Below are 18,081 nucleotides of genomic sequence, written 5' to 3' on the forward strand. Positions count from 1 at the left end.
ATCAGGCTCCCAGGGTCAGGTTGCCGGGACCGAAATCCATGCTCTCGACCGGATAGGGCGTCCAGTTCACGGAACGCTTCTTGGCGTAGAACATGACGAGGTCGTGCAGCGCGCAGCCCGGCGGGTCCTCGGTCTCGTAGATGTCGAGCAGGCGGGCGAAGGCACGCTTGCGGGTGTCGAGGTCCAGGCTGGTTTCGAGCACCGCCGCGGTCTCGTTGAACTGGGCGTTGGTCCATTCCTTGCTGACGTTCTGGACCGAGCCGGCCGCCCCATAGAGCCGGGTCAGCGATCCCACCGGATCCTGGAACAGGATCGAGTTCGACCAGTCGCGAATGCCGCGCGGCGACGAGGTGTCGAAGATCTGCTGCCAGTTCTCGCGCACCTGCAGGTCGACATTGATGCCGGCCTGGCGCCACATCTCGACCAGGATCTGGGCGGTCTGGACCTGCTGGGTATAGTAGCTGGCATGGGTTCGGTAGGGGATCGGCTCGCCCTTGTAGCCGGCTTCGGCGATCAGCTTCTTGGCGCGATCCAGGTCGAAGGCGGTGCCGGTGCGGGCGGGGTCGTAGAGCGGGCCGAAGGCCGGATGCATTTGCGTCGCGCGAGCAACGGTGCGGCCGCCATAGAGGCTGTCGACGATCGCCTTGCGGTCGATGGCATGGGACAGCGCGCGGCGCATGCGCGGGTCGGCGAGCTGCGGATGCGCCTTGTCGAAGACCAGGGCGCGGAAGTTCAGGATCGGGCCGCCGACCACATGGCGATCGGCCATGGCCTCGACGTTGCGGACCTGGTCGAGCGACACTTCGGTGACGATATCGGCTTCGCCCGAGGCGAGCGCGTTCATCCGCGCGGCGAGTTCCGGCAGCACGCGGAACAGCACCTCGCTGACCGGCGGCTTGCCGCCGTGATAGCCGGCATGGGCCTCCAGCACGCAACGCTCGTCGATGCGGAACTCCTTGACCCGGAACGGGCCGGTGCCGACCGGGCTGCGCTCCCAGGCCTCGAAACTGGCGGCCGCGAGGAAGGCCTTTTTCGAGATGACCTGGGCGCCCCAGCCGGCCAGCCGCTGTTCCAGGAGCGGATCGGTGACGCGGGTGGCGATCCGGACGGTGCGCCGGTCGATCGCCTCGACCTTTTCGATGGTGCCGACGAAGACGTTGGCGATCGCCTTGCCCGGCGCCTTTTCACCGGTCATGCGCTCGGGCCCGAAGGAGAAGGCGACGTCCTCTGACGTCATGATCTCGCCGTCGTGGAACCGGACGCCGTCCTTCAGCGTGAATTCCATGACGCTCGGCGAAATCCGCCGGTGGCTCTCGGCCAGACCCGGCACGAGCGCCAGGCCGTTCTTGTAGTCGATGCCGAGCAGGCCTTCGAAGATGTTGTAGCCGATGCGCCAGGACACGTTGGAGAACTCGCGCAGCGGCTCCAGCGACCGCGGCGTGCCCTGGATGCCGAGGGTGAGCCGGCGGGCGGGCTGAGCCATGACCGGCAGACTGCTGGCGGCGAATGCGGCCGATGCCGCGAGGCCCTTGGTGAAAGTCCGGCGCGTCGCTGATGTCATGATGTCCGTCTCGGCGGTACAGGGCAAAGGAGCCGGGCGGCATGATGCCTCCGGCCCGTGACAGGGATAAGAAAACGGCCGGACCTTCAGTCTCTTAGCCGTCTAAGGTCTGGTTCGGCGGTGGATGCGACAAGGGCCGCCACGAGGGCGAGCGCCATCGCGCCGGCACGCAACGTGTCGCGGACTAAAGCGCCTGAACGTGTCAGGGGCGTCACGCGCGGGCGACAGTCCGATGACAATCCTCAGGTCCCCGGAAGGTTGGCCGGCCATATCGGACGGCCCCGGCGTGGCACTGTCATGGACGACGAAGTGGATGGCGCGCCGCTCTCCGCTTCGTCATGGCCGTGCTTGTCACGGCCATCCACGTCTTCCGTGGTCAAGGCAATTCGTGGATGGCCGGCACAAGGCCGGCCATGACGGATGGGGCGGCGCACGCGCTACCCATGGTTCGAGTGCGAGGCTTCGAAGGGCGGAGAGTTCATGCTCCCTCGATAGATGTGTCCATCCAGCCGGCCAGTCGGCGCTACTCCGCGGCCCGGCGCATCTTGGCGCCGGCGAGTTCGCGGAAGTCCGGCAGCGGCGTCATCCAGCGCCGCGCCAGGTTGGCGCGGTCGGCCGACCAGGTGAAGGGATCGCGGCCATGCACGCGCCAGAGCACCTTGTCGGAGAGTTCGAGCAAGGCGAAGGCGCCGGCAGCCTCGCCTTGGGTGGTGAAGGTCTCGGTCAGCGACTGCAAGGTGATGTGGGCGATGCCGTCCACCGTCGTCAGCGTGTTCCAATGGACGTGGCCGGAGATCCAGACCACCGGCACGCGCGCCTGGCGCAGCACCGCGCGGATGCGATCGGCTGAAGGATAGGTCGCATATTGCGGGTTGTTCTCGAACCAGTAATTGCCGACCTGCGAATGACCCGAGACCGGCACGTGGCTGACCACCACCAGCGGCCGGTCCGCCCTGCGCACGATATCGGCGAGCCACAGGAGGTCGGCCTCGATCAGGGCGAAGCCGCCGGGGCGGTGCAGCTTGGCGTCCGCGCGCCAGACCGCCAGGCGCCAGTCGCCGAGGTCCTGCGTCTCGTGGTGGGCGCCGCGGTCGAGGATCCGGTCATTGTCACCGACGGTGAGATAGTCGCGGTCGTGATTGCCGTCGATGTGGAAGCGCGGGAAACCGATCGGCGCGAAGGCATCCGCGATCTCGGCTTCCAGCACCAGGTCGCTGTCGCGTGCCTCGTCCGAGATGCGGTCGCCGAGGTCAATGACGGCATCGGGGCGGGTCTCGTCGACGAAGCGGCGGAACTCCGCCATCAGGCCGAGCGCCGCCGGGCCGGCTTTGGTGAAGGACGGCTTGCCGTGATGGATGTCGGTGATGAGGCAGAGGCGGACGGAACGGGACATGGCGGGCTCGTTGGGCAAGTGAGGGAAGCCCGCGCCTGATGCGGCGCGGGTCTTGGTTGCGACTGCACTCAGCCGGTGCGGCGCGGCAGCAGACCCTGCACGGCGGCGGCCATGGAGGTCAGCGCCGCCTCCGGCTCACGCGACTTGTTGACCACGGTCTGGACATGGTCGTTGATCACGTCGGTGATGCGCAAGGCGTTCTGGCCCGGGAAGGCATACCAGCCGGTGATCACGTCCTGCTGGCGGATCGCCACCATGTGGTTCGGATTGTCGCGATAGAACTTGCCGAGCAGCTCCTCGCGTTCCGCCGGCACGGTGGTTCCCGGCATGTAGCCCGTGGCATTGACCATGGCGGTCGCGCCGATCGGGCCGGTGGCGAATTTGATGAATTTCCAGGCGGCTTCCTGCTTGGCCCGGTCCTTGGTGAACATCATGGCGACATTGCCGCCGGCCGGCAGGCGCGGGGTCGCGGCCGACAGCGGGAAGCGGCCGCAGGTGAGCTTGAAGCGGCCGCCGATCTCGCGGTTGTAGCGGCCGAGCTGGGCGGTCGACTGCATGGAAATGCCGAGCCGGCCGGAGAAGAAGTCCTGGAAGGCGGTGGCCGACTGGATATCGGCCATCTTGCCGTCATCGACCATCTTGCGCAGCACGCGAATGGCTTTCTGCCCGGGCTCTTCGCTGAAGGCGACCTTGCTCTCGTCGGCATTCAGCATGGTGCCGCCATGGGCGAGCACCAGGGCCTGCCACGACCAGTTGCCGGTGATGGTCCAGTCGAAGAACAGGCCGGAGCGGTTCTGGCCGGGATTGGCGATGGCGCCGGCGAGCTTGATCAGCTCATCCCAGGATGTCGGCAATTGCTCGGGATTGCCGCCGGCGGCCTTCACCAGCTCGGTGTTGTAATAGAGGATCGGCGTCGACAGGGCGAAGCCGATGCCGGTCTGCTTGCCGCCGACCTGGCCGAGCGACAGGAGGGTGGGCGAGAAGCCGAGCGAGGCGGTCTCCGGATCGGCATCCATGAACGGCTTGAGGTTCACCGGAATGCCGCGCTCCTCCAGGGTGCGCTGGCGGTTCAGGCCGTGAAAGGCGATGTCGGGCAGCGTGCTGGTCACCACGTCGCGCAGGTTGCGCTGCAGGATTTCCTCATAGCCGACCTCGGGCGCCCGCAGGCTTATGCGGATCCCCGGGTTCTTCGCCTGGAACTCGGCGGCGAGCTTTTCCATCAGCTCCTTGAACAGCACCGGCGTGGAATATTGGCAGCTGAGCTCGATCGTCGCGCTCTGGGCGCGCAGGTAGCCCGGCAAGGCGACCGAACCGGCAAGGGCGGCCGTCGTCGTCATGAAGCTGCGGCGTGTCGTCGTCATGGGGAGGTCCTCATAGGAGACGGTAAAGACGTTCACTTCACGGCCGTCATGGTGACGCCGTCGATGAACCAGCGCTGGGCGGCGAGGAAGGCGATGACCAGGGGCGCGGTGATCGCGGTGGCGGCGGCCATCAGCGGGCCGTAGTTGGTGCCCGCCTCGGCATTGTTGAAGAACACGACTCCGAGCGGCGGGGTGGCCAGGTGTTCGGACTGGATGACGATCAGCGGCCAGAAGAACTCGTTCCAGTTCCACACCAGCGACAGGACGCCGAAGGCGATCACCGCCGGCACCGCGGTCGGCATCATGATGCGCCAGACGATGGCGAATTCGCCGAGACCGTCGAGCCGGGCGGCATTGATCAGATCGTCAGGTACGGTCAGGAAGAACTGGCGCATCAGGAAGATGCCGAAGACCGAGATGGTCGAGGGCAGGATGATCGCCGCGTAGCTGTCGAGCAGGCCGAATTTCCAGAAAAGGATATAGAGCGGGATCGCCGTCACCTGATGCGGGATGAGAAGGCCGAGCAGCACCAGGAGGAACACGGTCTCCTTGCCGCGCCAGCGCAGCTTGGCCAGGGCATAGGCGCAGGGCAGCGCGACGATGAGCTGGCAAAGGAAAATCGAGCCGGTGACGATGAAGCCGTTCAGGATGAAGCGGGCGAGCGGCTGTTTGGTGAAGGCGGTCGAATAGTTCTCCCAGGCGTGCCAGACCTTGGGCAGCAGCGTGAATTCCGGCGAGAAGATCTCGCCCGAAGGTTTCAGGCTGACCGAGATCATCAGCACGAAGGGCGCCAGCATGATCAGCGCGCCTGTTGCCAGCAAGGCATGGCGGAACAGGGCGAAGCCGATGCGGCCGGGCTTGATCGATTGGGTGCGCATGGCGGACCTCAGCCGTAATGGGTGCGCCGTTCCTGCAGCTTCACCTGGACAAGGGTGATGAGCAGGACGAAGCCGAGAAAGACGACGGTGAGCGCCGCCGCATAGGCCGAGCGCAGGAAGGAGAAGCCTTCCTGGTACATCTGGAACAGGAGCACGTTGGTCGCCTTGTTCGGCCCGCCATCGGTCAGCACCGAGACGGTGTCGAAGACCTGGAAGGCGCGCGTCGCGGTGATGGTGACGACGAACAGCATGGCCGGGCCGAGCATCGGCCAGGTGACCCGCCTGAAGCGCTCGAACGGGCCGTCGGCGCCGTCCACCGCGGCCGCCTCGTAGAGTTCTTTCGGCACGGCCTTGAGGCCGGCGATGAACAGCACCATGGACAGGCCGACCGCCTGCCAGATGCCGATGACGCCGAGCGCGAAGATCGCGGTGTCCGGGTTCTTCAGCCAGTCGGTGGTCGGCAGGCCGACCAGGGACAGCACGCGGTTGATCGCGCCGAGGCTCGGATGAAAGGCGAACTGGAACACCAGCGCCATGGCCAGCAAGGTCGAGGTGACCGGCAGGAAGAAGGCTGCGCGATAGAAGCCGCGCAGGCTGGGACCGGCCTCGATCAGCAGCGCCGCGCCGAGCCCGATGAAGACCGACAGCGGCACCACGAAGGCGACATAGACCAGCGTGTTCTTCAGCGTCTTCCAGAACACCGGGTCGGCGATCATTTCCTGGTAATTGCCGAGGCCGATCCAGGCGATGGTCGGCATGCCGAAGGTCCAGTCGGTGAACGACAAAGCGAGCACGGCGACCGCCGGGCCGAGCAGCATGATCCACATCAGCGTGATCGCGGGTCCCGCCAGCACCCAGGCGGCGAGGATTTCGGCACGCGCGCCGGCGCGGCCCTTGGTGCGACGCGTGGCGCCCTGCGGCAGGGCGAGAGCGATGTCAGCCATGGGCGGCCTCGCGGATCCGTTCGCGCGGCGCCGACGCGACGGCCTCGCGCGGCCGCAGCCGCTTGCCGTCGGCACCGAACACCAGGATGCGCGACGGGCGGACGCCCAGTGTCACCGGTTCGCCGATGGCGAGGGCCGCGCCGGCGACCGGCTCGACCCGCGCGATCATCGGCTTGGCCAGGGGCTGGGCGCCGACATGGACCAGCGTCTCGGAGCCGAGATGTTCGAGGTGGCGGATCGTGCCGGATACGGTCGCTGCCTCGGTCCGGGCGCCCTGCATCAGGATGAAGGCTTCCGGCCGGATGGCGACCGTAACGGAAGCGCCGGCCGGTGCGGCGACCGCGACCGGCCAGGTCCGGCCGAGCACGTCGACCGTGCCGTCGGCGTGCACGGTCGCCGGAATGCAGTTGATCTCGGGCGTGCCGATGAAGGTGGCGACCGCGAGATCGGCCGGATCGTCATAGATCGTCTGTGGCGGGGCGACCTGCAGCAGATGGCCGCCCATCATCACCGCCACGCGGTCCGACATGGTCATCGCCTCGGCCTGGTCGTGGGTGACATAGACGAAGGTCGCGCCGAGGCTGCGGTGCAGCTCGGCGATCTCGGCGCGGGCCTGGACACGCATCTTGGCGTCCAGGTTCGACAAGGGCTCGTCCATCAGGAAGGCCTTGGGCTGGCGCACCATGGCGCGGCCCAGCGCCACGCGCTGGCGCTGGCCCCCGGACAATTGCGCCGGCCGGCGGCTGAGCAGGTGGCCGATCGACAGGCCTTCGGCGACGGCGCGCATATCGGCCTGGATGCCGGCGCGCTTCGCCGCCGATCCCGGCACCAGGCGGCCGACCAGCGGCAGCCGTTCGACTGCCGACAGGCGGCGCATGGTCAGCGGCAGGGCGATGTTCTCGGCCACCGTCATATAGGGGTAGAGCGCGTAGGACTGGAACACCATGGCGACGTCGCGCGCCTTGGGCGGCAGGTCGTCGACCATTGTGTCGCCGATGAACACGTCGCCGGCGTCCTGGGTCTCGAGCCCCGCCAGGATCCGGAGCAGTGTGGTCTTGCCGCAGCCGGACGGCCCGACCAGGGTCAGGAACTCGCCATCGGCGATGTCGAGCGACACGCCGTGCAGCACGGCGGCGTCCTTGAAACTCTTGCTGACTGCCTTGATCGAAATACCGGCCATGGATCGTTCGCCCGATCGTCCTGGTCGAGGCACCAGGGCCTCACATGTGAGGCTCGCGACCTCACTTGTCGGCATTAACTCGACAAGTTAACGGGCGTGTGACGGTCGGCTTTCGGGAAACCGGATTGGGCGACGATCAGAGCGTGTCGACGCGCACGACCAGGCTGCCATTGGGGATCACGGCATTGCCGTAGAGCAGGGCGCGGCCCTCGGCGTCGCGGTCGACATACATCATGACCAGTACGGGAGCATCGAGCGGAATGGCCAGCGCCTCCGCCTCCCGCGGGCGCGGCATGCGGCAGTCGATCCAGGTCGAGGCGCGGAAGAAGCGCTCGACGCCGAATTCCCTGAGCGCCTCGGTATAGCTGCCGCTGCGGGCGACCGCCGCATCGATGCCGGCGAAGCGGTCGCGATCGAAGACGTGATAGCTGTAGATCAGCAAGGCCGGCGTCGAGCCGCGCACGGTCTCGACCATCAGGATCGGCGCGCCCTGGGCAAGGCCGAGCATCTCAGCGATCGCCGCCGAGGCCGGACGTTCCGAGACCCCGACCAGCCGGCCGGACGGCGTGGCATTCATCTCGCGCTCGATCTCGCTCCATTTGGAATCGCGGGTGATCCGATATTCCGGCGGGCGGTCCTCGACGAAGACGCCGCGTCCGCGCCGCGCCCGGGCAAGCCCGGCGATCGCCAGATTGGCGAGCGCGGTGCGCACCGTGTGGCGGTTGACCTTGAACCGCTCGGCCAGGTCATGTTCGGAGGGCAATTGATCGCCCGGCCCGATCAGGCCGGAGCGGATTTCCGCCTCGAGCTCGCTCTGGATCAGCCGCCAGACGGGAAACCGGTTCTTCGCCATCTCATGCTCTCGATGCGCCGTCGCGCCATCGCCGCGACAATGGGCACGACATGCCGCCTTTGGCGCCCATCGGTGGCTCATAACATGGCCGGAGCCGCCGAAGATGACGGTCGTGCCGCCCGCCGCGGCCATGTTCGCACCTCGATGCGCCGGCTCTTGTCCAGGGCAGGCAAGCGGTTTTTCCATCCGCTAAAGTGCGGATCGCGCTTTGTCGTAGTCACGCTAACCTGCCCCGCGACGGAACTGGCCCACACCTTGCTTTGCTGCGCTGCCGCATAACGGGGATCAGGCCGGACGACCGAAACGACGACCCATGCACTCGGGTGCATCAACAAGAAACGTGCATTCCAGAACGCCGCATCAAGCGGCGTGCGTCAAAGACGGTGGACGAGGGGCATTTCGATGAAAGAGCAAGAACTGCGCGGCCTGGTCGCGGAGGTGAAGGACGGTACGCTGTCGCGGCGCGGCTTCGTTCAGCGGATGGTGGCGCTCGGTCTGACGGCGCCGATGGCGACCATGATGCTGGCCCATCACGGTGTCGCCATGGCGCAGCCGGTGAGCGCCTATACACCGACCAAGGCCGGCGGCGGCGGCCCCCTGAAGCTGCTGTTCTGGCAGGCGCCGACTTTGCTCAATCCGCATTTCGCTGTGGGCACCAAGGACCAGGAGGGCTCGCGCCTGTTCTACGAGCCGCTGGCCGGCTGGGACCCGGACGGCAATATGGTGGCGATCCTCGCCGCCGAAGTGCCGAGCCGGGAGAATGGCGGCCTGGCCGCCGACGGCATGTCGGTGACCTGGAAGCTGAAGCGCGGCGTCAAATGGCACGATGGCAAGCCGTTCACCGCCGATGACGTGGTGTTCACCTGGAAATATGCCTCAAACCCCGAGACCGCGGCGGTCACCTCCGGCAGCTATACCGACGTTGTTGCCGAGAAGGTCGACGATTATACCGTCGTGGTGAAATTCAAGAAGCCGACGCCGTTCTGGGGCGATGCCTTCGTCGCGGCCCTCGGCCAGATCATTCCGAAGCACCTGTTCGAGGACTATATCGGCGCCAAATCGCGCGACGCACCGGCCAATCTCAGGCCGGTCGGCACCGGACCCTATCGTTTCGTCGAGTTCAAGCCGGGCGATATCGTGCGCGGCGAGCGCAATCCCGACTATCACATCGCCAACCGGCCCTATTTCGACACGGTCGAAATGAAGGGCGGCGGTGATGCCGTCTCGGCGGCGCGCGCCGTGCTGCAGACCGGCGAGTTCGACTATGCATGGAACACGCAGGTCGAGGACGAGGTCCTGCTGCGCATGGAGACCGGCGGCAAGGGCAAGACCGCGATCACCGAGGGCGGTGACATCGAGTTCATCCAGTTGCAGACCTGCGACCCCTGGACCGAGGTCGACGGCGAGCGCGCCAGCCTCAAGGTGCCGCACCCGATCTTCACCGACAAGGCGGTGCGCCAGGCGATCGGCATGCTGGTCGACCGGACCTCGATCCAGAAGTTCATCTATGGCCGCACCGGCGTCGCCACGCCGAACTTCCTGACCAACCCGAAGCAGTTCCGATCGGCCAAGACGACCTGGGATTTCAACACCGAGAAGGCGGCCCAGCTGCTCGAAAGCGCCGGCTGGAAGCGCGGCGCGGACGGTATTCGCGCCAAGGACGGCAAGCGCCTGAAATTCGTCTTCCAGACCTCGATCAACGCCCCGCGCCAGAAGACCCAGGCGATCATCAAGCAGGCCTGCCAGCGCGCTGGCATCGACCTTGAGCTCAAATCGGTGGTCGGCTCGGTGTTCTTCTCCTCCGATGTCGCCAATCCCGACACCTACACCAAGTTCTACTGCGACATTCAGATGTTCACTACGACCATGACGCAGCCGGACGCCGAGCGCTTCATGAACCAATATTGTTCGTGGGAGGCCGCCACCAAAGAGAACAAGTGGCAGGGCCGCAACATCGTCCGCTGGCGCAGCGAGGAATATGACAAGCTGTTCCGCGCGGGCCAGGGCGAGCTCGATCCGGTCAAGCGTGCCGCGCTGTTCATCCAGATGAACGACCTGGTCATTGCCGACGGGCACGTCATGGGTGTGGTGAACCGGCCCAAGACGGCTGCCGTCATCAACAAGCTCAAGACCAATGTGAGCGGCTGGGACAATTCGCTCTGGTTCATCGGGGAATGGTTCCGCGAGGCATGATGATGGCGTGCCTCGGCAGGGTTCGTTCTGACCGGCGAGGCGGCTGATGGGCAATTACCTCGTCCGGCGTCTCCTGATCGCGATACCGAGCTTGCTCGGTATCAGCCTCGTGCTCTTCACCGTCCTGGCGCTCGCTCCCGGCGATCCCTTCGGCGAGCTTGCGACCAATCCGAATGTGCCTCCCGAAGTCCGGGAAGCACTGCGCGTCAAGTTCGGCCTCGATGATCCGATCATGGTGCGCTACCTGCGCTGGCTGGTCGCCATGGCCCAGGGCGACTGGGGCTTTTCCTTCGCCAGCCGCATCAATGTCGACACGCTGATCCTGCAGCGGCTGCCGACGACGCTGTTCGTCGTCGGCTCGTCGCAGATCCTGGCCCTGATGATCGCCATGCCGATCGGCGTCTATGCCGCCACCAAGCCCTATTCGGTGTTCGACCAGATCGCCAATACGCTGGCCTTTGTCGGCTTTTCGCTGCCGACCTTCTTCACCGGCCTGCTGTTCATCCTGGTGTTCAGCGTCCAGCTCGACTGGCTGCCCTTCGTCTATCGCTCGGACATCAGCGCCACCGGCTGGCAGTTCTATTGGCAGCACCTGCGCCAGGCGATCATGCCGATCGCGGTGCTCGGCCTGTTCCAGGCGGCGTCCTATACCCGCTACATCCGCTCCGCCGTGCTCGACGTGATCCGGCTCGATTATGTCACCACGGCGCGCGCCAAGGGGCTCGACGAGGGCGTGGTCATCGTCAAGCACGTGGTGCGCAATGCCATGATCCCTGTCGTCACGCTGGTCGCGCTGCAGATGCCGGCGATCTTCGGCGGCGCCATCGTCACCGAGCAGATCTTCCGTGTGCCCGGCATCGGCTCGCTTTTGATCGACGCCATCCTCGCCAACGACACGCCGGTCATCATGGCGGTGACCTTCGTGTTTTCCTGTCTCGTGGTCTTCTTCAACCTGGTGGCCGATATCCTCTATGGCTGGCTCGACCCCCGCATCTCCTACCGCTGACGTCGGTATCGCCGCCGCCGCTCCGACCAGGCATGTCTCGCCGGGCCTCGATGCCTGGCGGCGTTTCCGCCGGCATCGGCTGGCGGTCATCAGTGGCGGCATCCTGATCCTGATGATCCTGGCGATCGTCTTCGGGCCGTGGCTCTGGCGCGTGCCGATCGACGAGATCGACTTCTCGGCCCGGCTGGCGCGGCCGTCCTGGGACCATCCCTTCGGCACCGACGATCTCGGCCAGGACCTGCTGGCGCGGATGATCTATGGCGGGCGCATTTCGCTCGCCGTCGGCCTCGCCGCCATGCTGGTGGCGGTCACCGTCGGCACCATCATCGGCGCGATCGCCGGCATTTCGCGCGGCAGCGTCGATGCCGTCCTGATGTGGGTGACCGACCTGTTCCTGTCGCTGCCGCAACTGCCGCTGCTGCTCCTGGTCATCTATCTGTTCCGCGACGCGCTGAAATCCATGTTCGGCGTCGAGGGCGGCGTGTTCATTCTCATCGTCGTGGTCATCGGCGGCCTGCGCTGGATGCCGGTGGCGCGCCTGGTGCGCGCCCAGTTCCTGTCGCTGCGCGAGAAGGAATTCGTCGAGGCGGCGCGCGCGCTCGGCGCCTCGAAATGGCGCCAGGTGGTCAGGCATATCCTGCCCAATGCGCTCGGACCGGTGATCGTCGCCGGCACGATCGACGTCGCGGCCGCGATCATCGCGGAATCGACCCTGTCCTTCCTCGGCCTCGGCTTCCCGCCCGATATCCCCACCTGGGGACGCATCCTGTTCGACGCCAAGGACTATCTCGACCACGCGCCCCATTGGGCGCTGTTCCCGGGTGCCGCGATCTTCCTGACCGTGCTGTCGATCAATTTCATCGGCGACGGCCTGCGTGACACGCTCGACCCCCGCAAGGTGATGTAATGCCGGAACTGACGACGGGATCCGGCGTTGCCGAGCCGCTGCTCGACATCAAGGGGTTGAAGACCCATTTCGCCACCGAGGACGGCATGGTCCGGGCGGTCGACGGTGTCGACATCGCCATTGGCCGCGGCGAGACGGTGGGCGTGGTCGGCGAATCCGGCTGCGGCAAGACCGTCACCGCCATGTCGGTGCTGAAGCTGATCGCCATGCCGCCGGGCAGGATCGTCGAGGGCCAGATCCTCTGGCAGGGCCGCGACCTCGTGCCGCTGTCCTCGGCCGAGATGAACAAGGTGCGGTCGAAGGAGATCGCCATCGTCTTCCAGGAGCCGATGACCTCGCTCAACCCGGTCTATACGGTCGGCGATCAGATCGCCGAGGTGGTCAGGCTGCACGAGAAGCTCGGCCGCCGCGAGGCGATCGACAAGACCATCGAGATGCTGCGCCTGGTGCAGATCCCCAATCCCGAGCGCCGCGTCCACGATTATCCGCACCAGTTCTCCGGCGGCATGCGCCAGCGCGTGATGATCGCCATGGCCTTGTCCTGCAAGCCGAAGCTCCTGATCGCCGACGAGCCGACGACGGCGCTCGACGTCACCATCCAGGCCCAGATCCTCGACCTCCTGCAGGATATGAAGGAACGCTTCGGCATGGCGATCATGCTGATCACCCATGCCATGGGCGTGGTCGCCGAAACCGCCGAACGCGTCGTTGTCATGTATGCCGGCCGGGTGGTGGAGGAGGCCTCCGTCGACCAGCTGTTCGGCAATCCGAGGCACCCCTATACCCAGGGGCTGATCCGCTCGATCCCGCGCATCGACACCGCCGCCATCAACAAGCCCCGGCTGGAGGCGATCGGCGGCAGCGTGCCCAATCTCCTCAATCCGCCGCCCGGCTGCCGCTTCGCGTCGCGCTGCCGTTTCGCCTTGCCTGTCTGCACCGAGGCCATGCCGCTGCTGCGCGAGATGGAACCCGGCCACCAGGTCGCCTGCATCCGAGCCGAGGAGGTCGCCCCGTGACCGAGCCCCTTCTCAGCGTCAAGAACCTGGTCAAGAACTACGCGATCACCGGCGGCCTGCTGTCGCGCGAGGTCGGCCGCGTGCATGCGGTCGACGGCGTCAATTTCGACATCAAGGCGGGCGAGACGCTGGGCCTGGTCGGCGAATCCGGTTGCGGCAAGTCGACCACCGGGCGCTGCATCCTCCGGCTGATCGAGCCGACCGCCGGTGAGATCTGGTTCGAGGGCAAGGATGTCATGGCGCTCGGCCATGACGCGTTGACGGCGCTGCGCCGCGACATGCAGATCATCTTCCAGGACCCCTACGCCTCGCTCAACCCGCGCATGACGGTGGGCTCGATCATTGCCGAGGCGCTGATCATTCACGGCCTGGCCAAGTCGAAACAGGATCTCGACGCCCGCGTCGTAGATCTCCTGGAAACCGTCGGCCTGCGCTCGGACCATATGAGCCGCTATCCGCACGAGTTTTCCGGCGGCCAGCGCCAGCGCATCGGCATTGCCCGGGCGCTCGCCGTCGAGCCCAAGCTGATCGTCTGCGACGAGCCGGTCTCCGCCCTCGACGTCTCGGTCCAGGCCCAGGTGATCAATCTCCTGGAGGACCTGCAGGAAAAGTTCAGCCTGACCTACCTGTTCATCGCCCATGACCTCAGCGTGGTCGAGCACATCTCGACCCGCGTCGCCGTCATGTATCTTGGCCGCGTCGTCGAGATCGCGCCGGCCCGCGATCTCTACACCACGCCGCTGCACCCCTATACCGAGGCGCTGCTGTCGGCGGTTCCCATTCCCGATCCCAAGGTCAAGCGCCGGCGCATCATGCTGCAAGGCGACGTGCCCAACCCGATCAACCCGCCGACCGGCTGTCATTTCCACACCCGCTGCCCGATCCGGCAACTGCCGCTGTGCAGCCAGACCACCCCGGAGCTGAAGCAAAGCGCCGACGGCCACTGGGTCGCCTGTCACCTCAGGGGCTGATCGCGCGCAGCAAGCCCGTGAAAACGCATGGCACCAGAGCGCCATGCGGCATGGTCAGATGGGATGGGCGCTGTTGAGTGTGCGCCGGCACATTCGGCCGCTGCCCGGACTTGTCATGTTGAAGTTGTCATTGGTCCTCGCCTTGTCCCTGGCGCTCGTGGCCGGCCTCGCACCGCTGCCGCCGGCGGAGGCCGCGGGCACGCTCGTCGTGGTGCTGGACGCGGAAGTCGCTACGCTCGATCCGCATTTCAACGCCGCCTATGTCTCGCGCACCTTCAGCTACATGGTGTTCGACACCCTGTTCGCGATGGATTCGAAAGGCGAGATCAAGCCGCAAATGGTGCGGGACTGGCAGGTTTCCGAAGACCGGATGACCTATACCTTCACCTTGCGCGACGGCCTGAAATGGCATGACGGCCGGCCCGTGACGGCGGCCGACTGCGTCGCCTCGCTGCGCCGCTGGGGCGCCCGCAACGCGCTCGGCCGCCGGCTGATGGCGGCCACCGCCTCGCTCGAGGCGCGCGACGCCGGGACCTTCGTGCTGACGTTGAAGGAGCCCTTCGGCCTGGTCATCCACGCGCTCGGCCATCCGGTCAGCCCGGGCGCCTTCATGATGCCGGAACGTCTCGCCAATACGCCCGCCGGACAACGGATTCCGGAGGTCATCGGCTCCGGCCCGTTCATCTATTCGAAGGCCGACCACCGCTCCGGCGACCGGATGATCCTGCGCCGCAATCCCGGCTATGTGCCGCGCGACGAGCCGGCGGATTTCCTGGCGGGGGGCAAGCGGGTCGCCGTCGACGCGCTGGAGATCCGCGTCATCCCCGATGGCACGACCGCCGCTTCTGCCCTGCAGGCCGGCGAAATCGATTTCATGCAATATGTTCCCTTCGATCTCCTGCCCGTGCTGGAGAAGAACCCGCGGATCAGGGTTCAGGATTTTTCCGGGCCGCATATGTTCGCCGGCGCCTATCGGCTCAACGCGACGCAGAAGCCGTTCGACGACCCGGCGATCCGGCGCGTCCTGTGGAAACTCGTCGATCAGCGCGAAGTGCTCGACGGGCTCGGCCTCCCGGCGCGCTACGCCCGGACCTGCGCGAGCTTCTTCATGTGCGGCGGCGCCTATGAAAGTGCCGCCGGCGTCGAGGCGGCGGCCGCGCCGTCGATCGAGGCCGCCCGCCAGGCGCTGCGCGAAACCCGTTATGCCGGCGAGCCGGTGGTCGTGTTGCAGGCGAGCGACCTCGAGGCGCCGCGCGTCGCGACCGAGATCCTGGCCGACAAGCTCAGGCGCGTCGGCTTCAATGTCGACCTGCAGGCGATGGATTGGGGATCGGTCCTGGCGCGCCGCGCCAGGCATGACGGCTGGAGCGTCTACGGGGCCCATGCCGGCGGTTTCGACCTGGCCTCGCCCCTGACCAATATCATGGTGGCGTTCAACTGTGCCGACTATACCGGCTGGCAATGCGATGCCCGCCTCACGCCGCTGCTGGAAGCCTTTACCCGGGCTCCCGACGATGCCGCCCGCAAGCCGCTGGCCGACCGGATCCAGGCGATCATGTACGAGCAGGCGCCGGGCATTCCCTGGGGCCAGTTCGCCCAGCCGGCGGCATATCGTGCCAATCTGCGCAACCTGATCCCTTCCGCCATCCCGGTGTTCTGGAACGTCGAGAAATAAGCTCATGTATGACGTCGTCATTGTCGGCGGTGGGTCCGCCGGTGCAGCCCTTGCCGCCCGCCTGACCGAGGACGCCGACCAGCGCGTCCTGCTGCTCGAGGCGGGCCTCGACTGGCGCGCCGCGGAGGCGCCCTGGGAGATCACCACGCCCAACCCGATCCCGATCATTCACCGGCGCGAATTTCAGGAAAAGTGGCAGTGGCCGCATCTGATGAGCCGCCGCGTCGCCGGCCAGGAGCCGCGCTTCTACTGGCGCGGCAAGGGACTCGGCGGCAGTTCCATGATGAACGGCCAGATCGCCATTCGCGGCGTCGCCGCGGCCTTCGACGAATGGGCGGCGCTCGGCTGCGAGGGCTGGTCGGCACGCGAGATCATGCCGCTGTTTTCGGCCATCGAGGATGACCAGACGCTGGGCGACGAACCGGGTCATGGCCGCGGCGGGCCGTTGCCGGTCTACCGGGCGCCGCAGGAGAGCTGGGGACCGGTCGACCGCGGCCTGCGCGATGCGGCCCTTGCCGCCGGCTATCCCTGGTGCGCCGACGTCAACGGGCCTGATGGCGAAGGTGTCGCCTGCTATCCGATCAACAGCCGCGATGGCCGGCGCATCTCGACCAACGAGGGTTATCTCGAGCCGGTGAGGCACCGCGCCAACCTGGAAATCCGCGGTCACGCCCTGGTCGACAAGGTGCTGATCCGCGACGGCCGGGCGGTGGGCGTCAGCGTCCATCTCGCAGGCCATGGCGTCACGGAGATCGCCGCGCGCGAAGTGGTGCTGTGCGGTGGCGCGATCCACAGCCCGGCGATCCTCATGCGCTCCGGCATCGGGCCGGCCGAGGATCTCAAGGCCCTGGGGCTTCAGGTCGAGCGCGACCTGCCGGTCGGGCGCCACTTCTTCGACCATCCCTTGTTCCGCGCCACCGTCGAGCTCGACGACGCGCACCGGCCAACCGATCCGGATACCCGCCACACCAATTGCTGTCTCACCTACAGCTCCGGCCTCGCCGGCGGCGGCAAGCGCGACATGATCATGATCGCCTTCAACCACCGCGGCATCGAGAACCCCGCGCGATCGGGCGCCATTGGCGCCGGCCTGTTCAACGCCTTCTCGCGCGGCACGCTGAAACTCGCCTCGGCCGAGCCGGATGCCGATCCGGTGGTCGAAGAGAACATGCTGGCCGATCCGCGCGACATGCTGCGCATGAAGGACGCGGTGAAGCGGCTCGCCGTGCTGGCGGTTCAGCCGGCGCTGTCGGGCATTGCCGCGCGGATCCAGCTCGGCGACAGCGGCCTGACCTTGCCTCAGGCGGCGGCCTTGCCCGATGCCGAGCTCGAGGCGGTGCTGCGCGTCGAGACCGGCGACATCCAGCACGCCGCCGGCTCCTGCAAGATGTCCGGTTTCGGTGATGCCGACGGCGTGGTCAATCCCGACGGCACGGTGAAGGGCATCGGCGCCCTGCGCGTCGCCGACGCCTCGATCATGCCGGCCGACTGCCGCGCCAACACGCACCTGACCACGGTGGTGATCGGCGAGGCGATCGCCGCGCGCATGCGGGCGGAAGGGCGTGCGGCGGCGAAGGTGGGGGCAGCGGAGGGCTGAGACAAAACGCGACGCAACCAACCCTCTCCCAAAGGGAGAGGGTGGCGCCGTCAGGCGCCGGGTGAGGGGCGTGAGCCCTCAGAACTGAAGCCGCCGCTCGTCGCGCATGCAGCCTGTTCGGAGAGGGACGACCCCTCACCCGGCAGCTCACGCTGCCACCCTCTCCCTTTGGGAGAGGGTTGATTGCGTTGAGTGTTTTGCCGTGAGCGCGGCCGTGGGCGGGATCACCCCGGCGTCACGAGATCCACGACTCCAGCCCCTTCACACCGCATTGTCGCGCGCGAACTCCGCCACCTGCGCATGGGTCGCGAACCAGACGTCGCCCTTGGACTTGGCGTGTTTGATCAGCTCCTCGATGATCCAGATGCGCGAGCGATAGCCGATGATGTGCGGGTGGGTGGTCAGCTGGAAGATGCCGCCTTCCTCATAGGCCGCGTCGAACTCGCGCCGGAAGATGTCGAACACCGCTTCCGGCGCGGTGTGGGGGCGCAGCGACTGGAACCGGTGCATCATGAAATAGACCGCGTCGTCGCGCACCCATTCGAC

Annotated in this window: 14 protein-coding genes and 1 pseudogene; 7 read left to right on the forward strand and 8 right to left on the reverse strand. The window is 66.7% G+C overall.

The window, feature by feature from the left end:
• Window position 1: 1 nt before the first annotated feature.
• The 7 genes from AC07WJ_RS15965 to phnF form a co-directional block, all read right to left on the reverse strand.
• Window positions 2–1,561 (reverse strand): ABC transporter substrate-binding protein, encoded by a 1,560-nt coding sequence (locus AC07WJ_RS15965; RefSeq protein WP_494935563.1) that lies wholly within the window; start codon window positions 1,559–1,561, stop codon window positions 2–4.
• A 523-nt stretch (window positions 1,562–2,084) separates the two neighbouring features.
• Window positions 2,085–2,954, reverse strand: coding sequence for a metallophosphoesterase family protein (locus AC07WJ_RS15970; protein WP_494935564.1), 870 nt, complete (start codon window positions 2,952–2,954; stop codon window positions 2,085–2,087).
• Between the two features lie 68 nt (window positions 2,955–3,022).
• Window positions 3,023–4,315 carry an ABC transporter substrate-binding protein gene (locus tag AC07WJ_RS15975; protein ID WP_494935565.1) on the reverse strand — a complete coding sequence of 431 codons (1,293 nt, stop codon included), beginning with the start codon at window positions 4,313–4,315 and terminating at the stop codon, window positions 3,023–3,025.
• A gap of 32 nt (window positions 4,316–4,347) precedes the next feature.
• Window positions 4,348–5,193: a carbohydrate ABC transporter permease gene (locus AC07WJ_RS15980; protein ID WP_494935566.1), complete on the reverse strand. Its 846-nt coding sequence runs from the start codon at window positions 5,191–5,193 to the stop codon at window positions 4,348–4,350.
• Window positions 5,194–5,201: 8 nt separating this feature from the next.
• On the reverse strand, window positions 5,202–6,137 hold the full coding sequence (locus AC07WJ_RS15985; protein ID WP_494935567.1) for a carbohydrate ABC transporter permease: 936 nt from the start codon (window positions 6,135–6,137) through the stop codon (window positions 5,202–5,204).
• Window positions 6,130–7,317, reverse strand: coding sequence for an ABC transporter ATP-binding protein (locus AC07WJ_RS15990; protein ID WP_494935568.1), 1,188 nt, complete (start codon window positions 7,315–7,317; stop codon window positions 6,130–6,132). Before AC07WJ_RS15990 ends, AC07WJ_RS15985 begins: the two co-directional genes overlap by 8 nt.
• Window positions 7,318–7,453: 136 nt before the next feature.
• On the reverse strand, window positions 7,454–8,170 hold the full coding sequence (phnF, locus tag AC07WJ_RS15995; RefSeq protein ID WP_494935569.1) for a phosphonate metabolism transcriptional regulator PhnF: 717 nt from the start codon (window positions 8,168–8,170) through the stop codon (window positions 7,454–7,456).
• Between the two features lie 402 nt (window positions 8,171–8,572).
• On the opposite strand from phnF, the gene AC07WJ_RS16000 reads away from it, so the two are divergent.
• The 7 genes from AC07WJ_RS16000 to AC07WJ_RS16030 all read left to right on the forward strand — a co-directional run bounded on the left by AC07WJ_RS16000 (window position 8,573) and on the right by AC07WJ_RS16030 (window position 17,535).
• On the forward strand, window positions 8,573–10,363 hold the full coding sequence (locus tag AC07WJ_RS16000; RefSeq protein ID WP_494935570.1) for a peptide ABC transporter substrate-binding protein: 1,791 nt from the start codon (window positions 8,573–8,575) through the stop codon (window positions 10,361–10,363).
• Window positions 10,364–10,409: 46 nt separating this feature from the next.
• Entirely contained in the window at window positions 10,410–11,369 is a 960-nt protein-coding gene (locus tag AC07WJ_RS16005; RefSeq protein WP_494935571.1) for an ABC transporter permease, read from the forward strand.
• Window positions 11,335–12,276, forward strand: coding sequence for an ABC transporter permease (locus AC07WJ_RS16010; protein ID WP_494935572.1), 942 nt, complete (start codon window positions 11,335–11,337; stop codon window positions 12,274–12,276). Before AC07WJ_RS16005 ends, AC07WJ_RS16010 begins: the two co-directional genes overlap by 35 nt.
• Window positions 12,276–13,292 carry an ABC transporter ATP-binding protein gene (locus tag AC07WJ_RS16015; RefSeq protein WP_494935573.1) on the forward strand — a complete coding sequence of 339 codons (1,017 nt, stop codon included), beginning with the start codon at window positions 12,276–12,278 and terminating at the stop codon, window positions 13,290–13,292. The genes AC07WJ_RS16010 and AC07WJ_RS16015 overlap by 1 nt, the downstream gene beginning before the upstream one ends.
• On the forward strand, window positions 13,289–14,263 hold the full coding sequence (locus AC07WJ_RS16020) for an ABC transporter ATP-binding protein (RefSeq protein ID WP_494935574.1): 975 nt from the start codon (window positions 13,289–13,291) through the stop codon (window positions 14,261–14,263). Before AC07WJ_RS16015 ends, AC07WJ_RS16020 begins: the two co-directional genes overlap by 4 nt.
• A gap of 115 nt (window positions 14,264–14,378) precedes the next feature.
• On the forward strand, window positions 14,379–15,938 hold the full coding sequence (locus tag AC07WJ_RS16025) for an ABC transporter substrate-binding protein (protein WP_494935575.1): 1,560 nt from the start codon (window positions 14,379–14,381) through the stop codon (window positions 15,936–15,938).
• 4 nt (window positions 15,939–15,942) lie between these two features.
• The gene (locus tag AC07WJ_RS16030) at window positions 15,943–17,535 is read left to right on the forward strand and encodes a GMC family oxidoreductase (protein WP_494935576.1); all 1,593 of its coding nucleotides are present in this window, start codon (window positions 15,943–15,945) and stop codon (window positions 17,533–17,535) included.
• Between the two features lie 261 nt (window positions 17,536–17,796).
• Here the strand turns inward: AC07WJ_RS16030 and AC07WJ_RS16035 are convergent.
• Window positions 17,797–18,081: pseudogene (locus AC07WJ_RS16035) on the reverse strand (polysaccharide deacetylase family protein); the annotation flags it as partial.

This window comes from Phreatobacter sp. GW821-FHT04C01, from assembly GCF_059420385.1.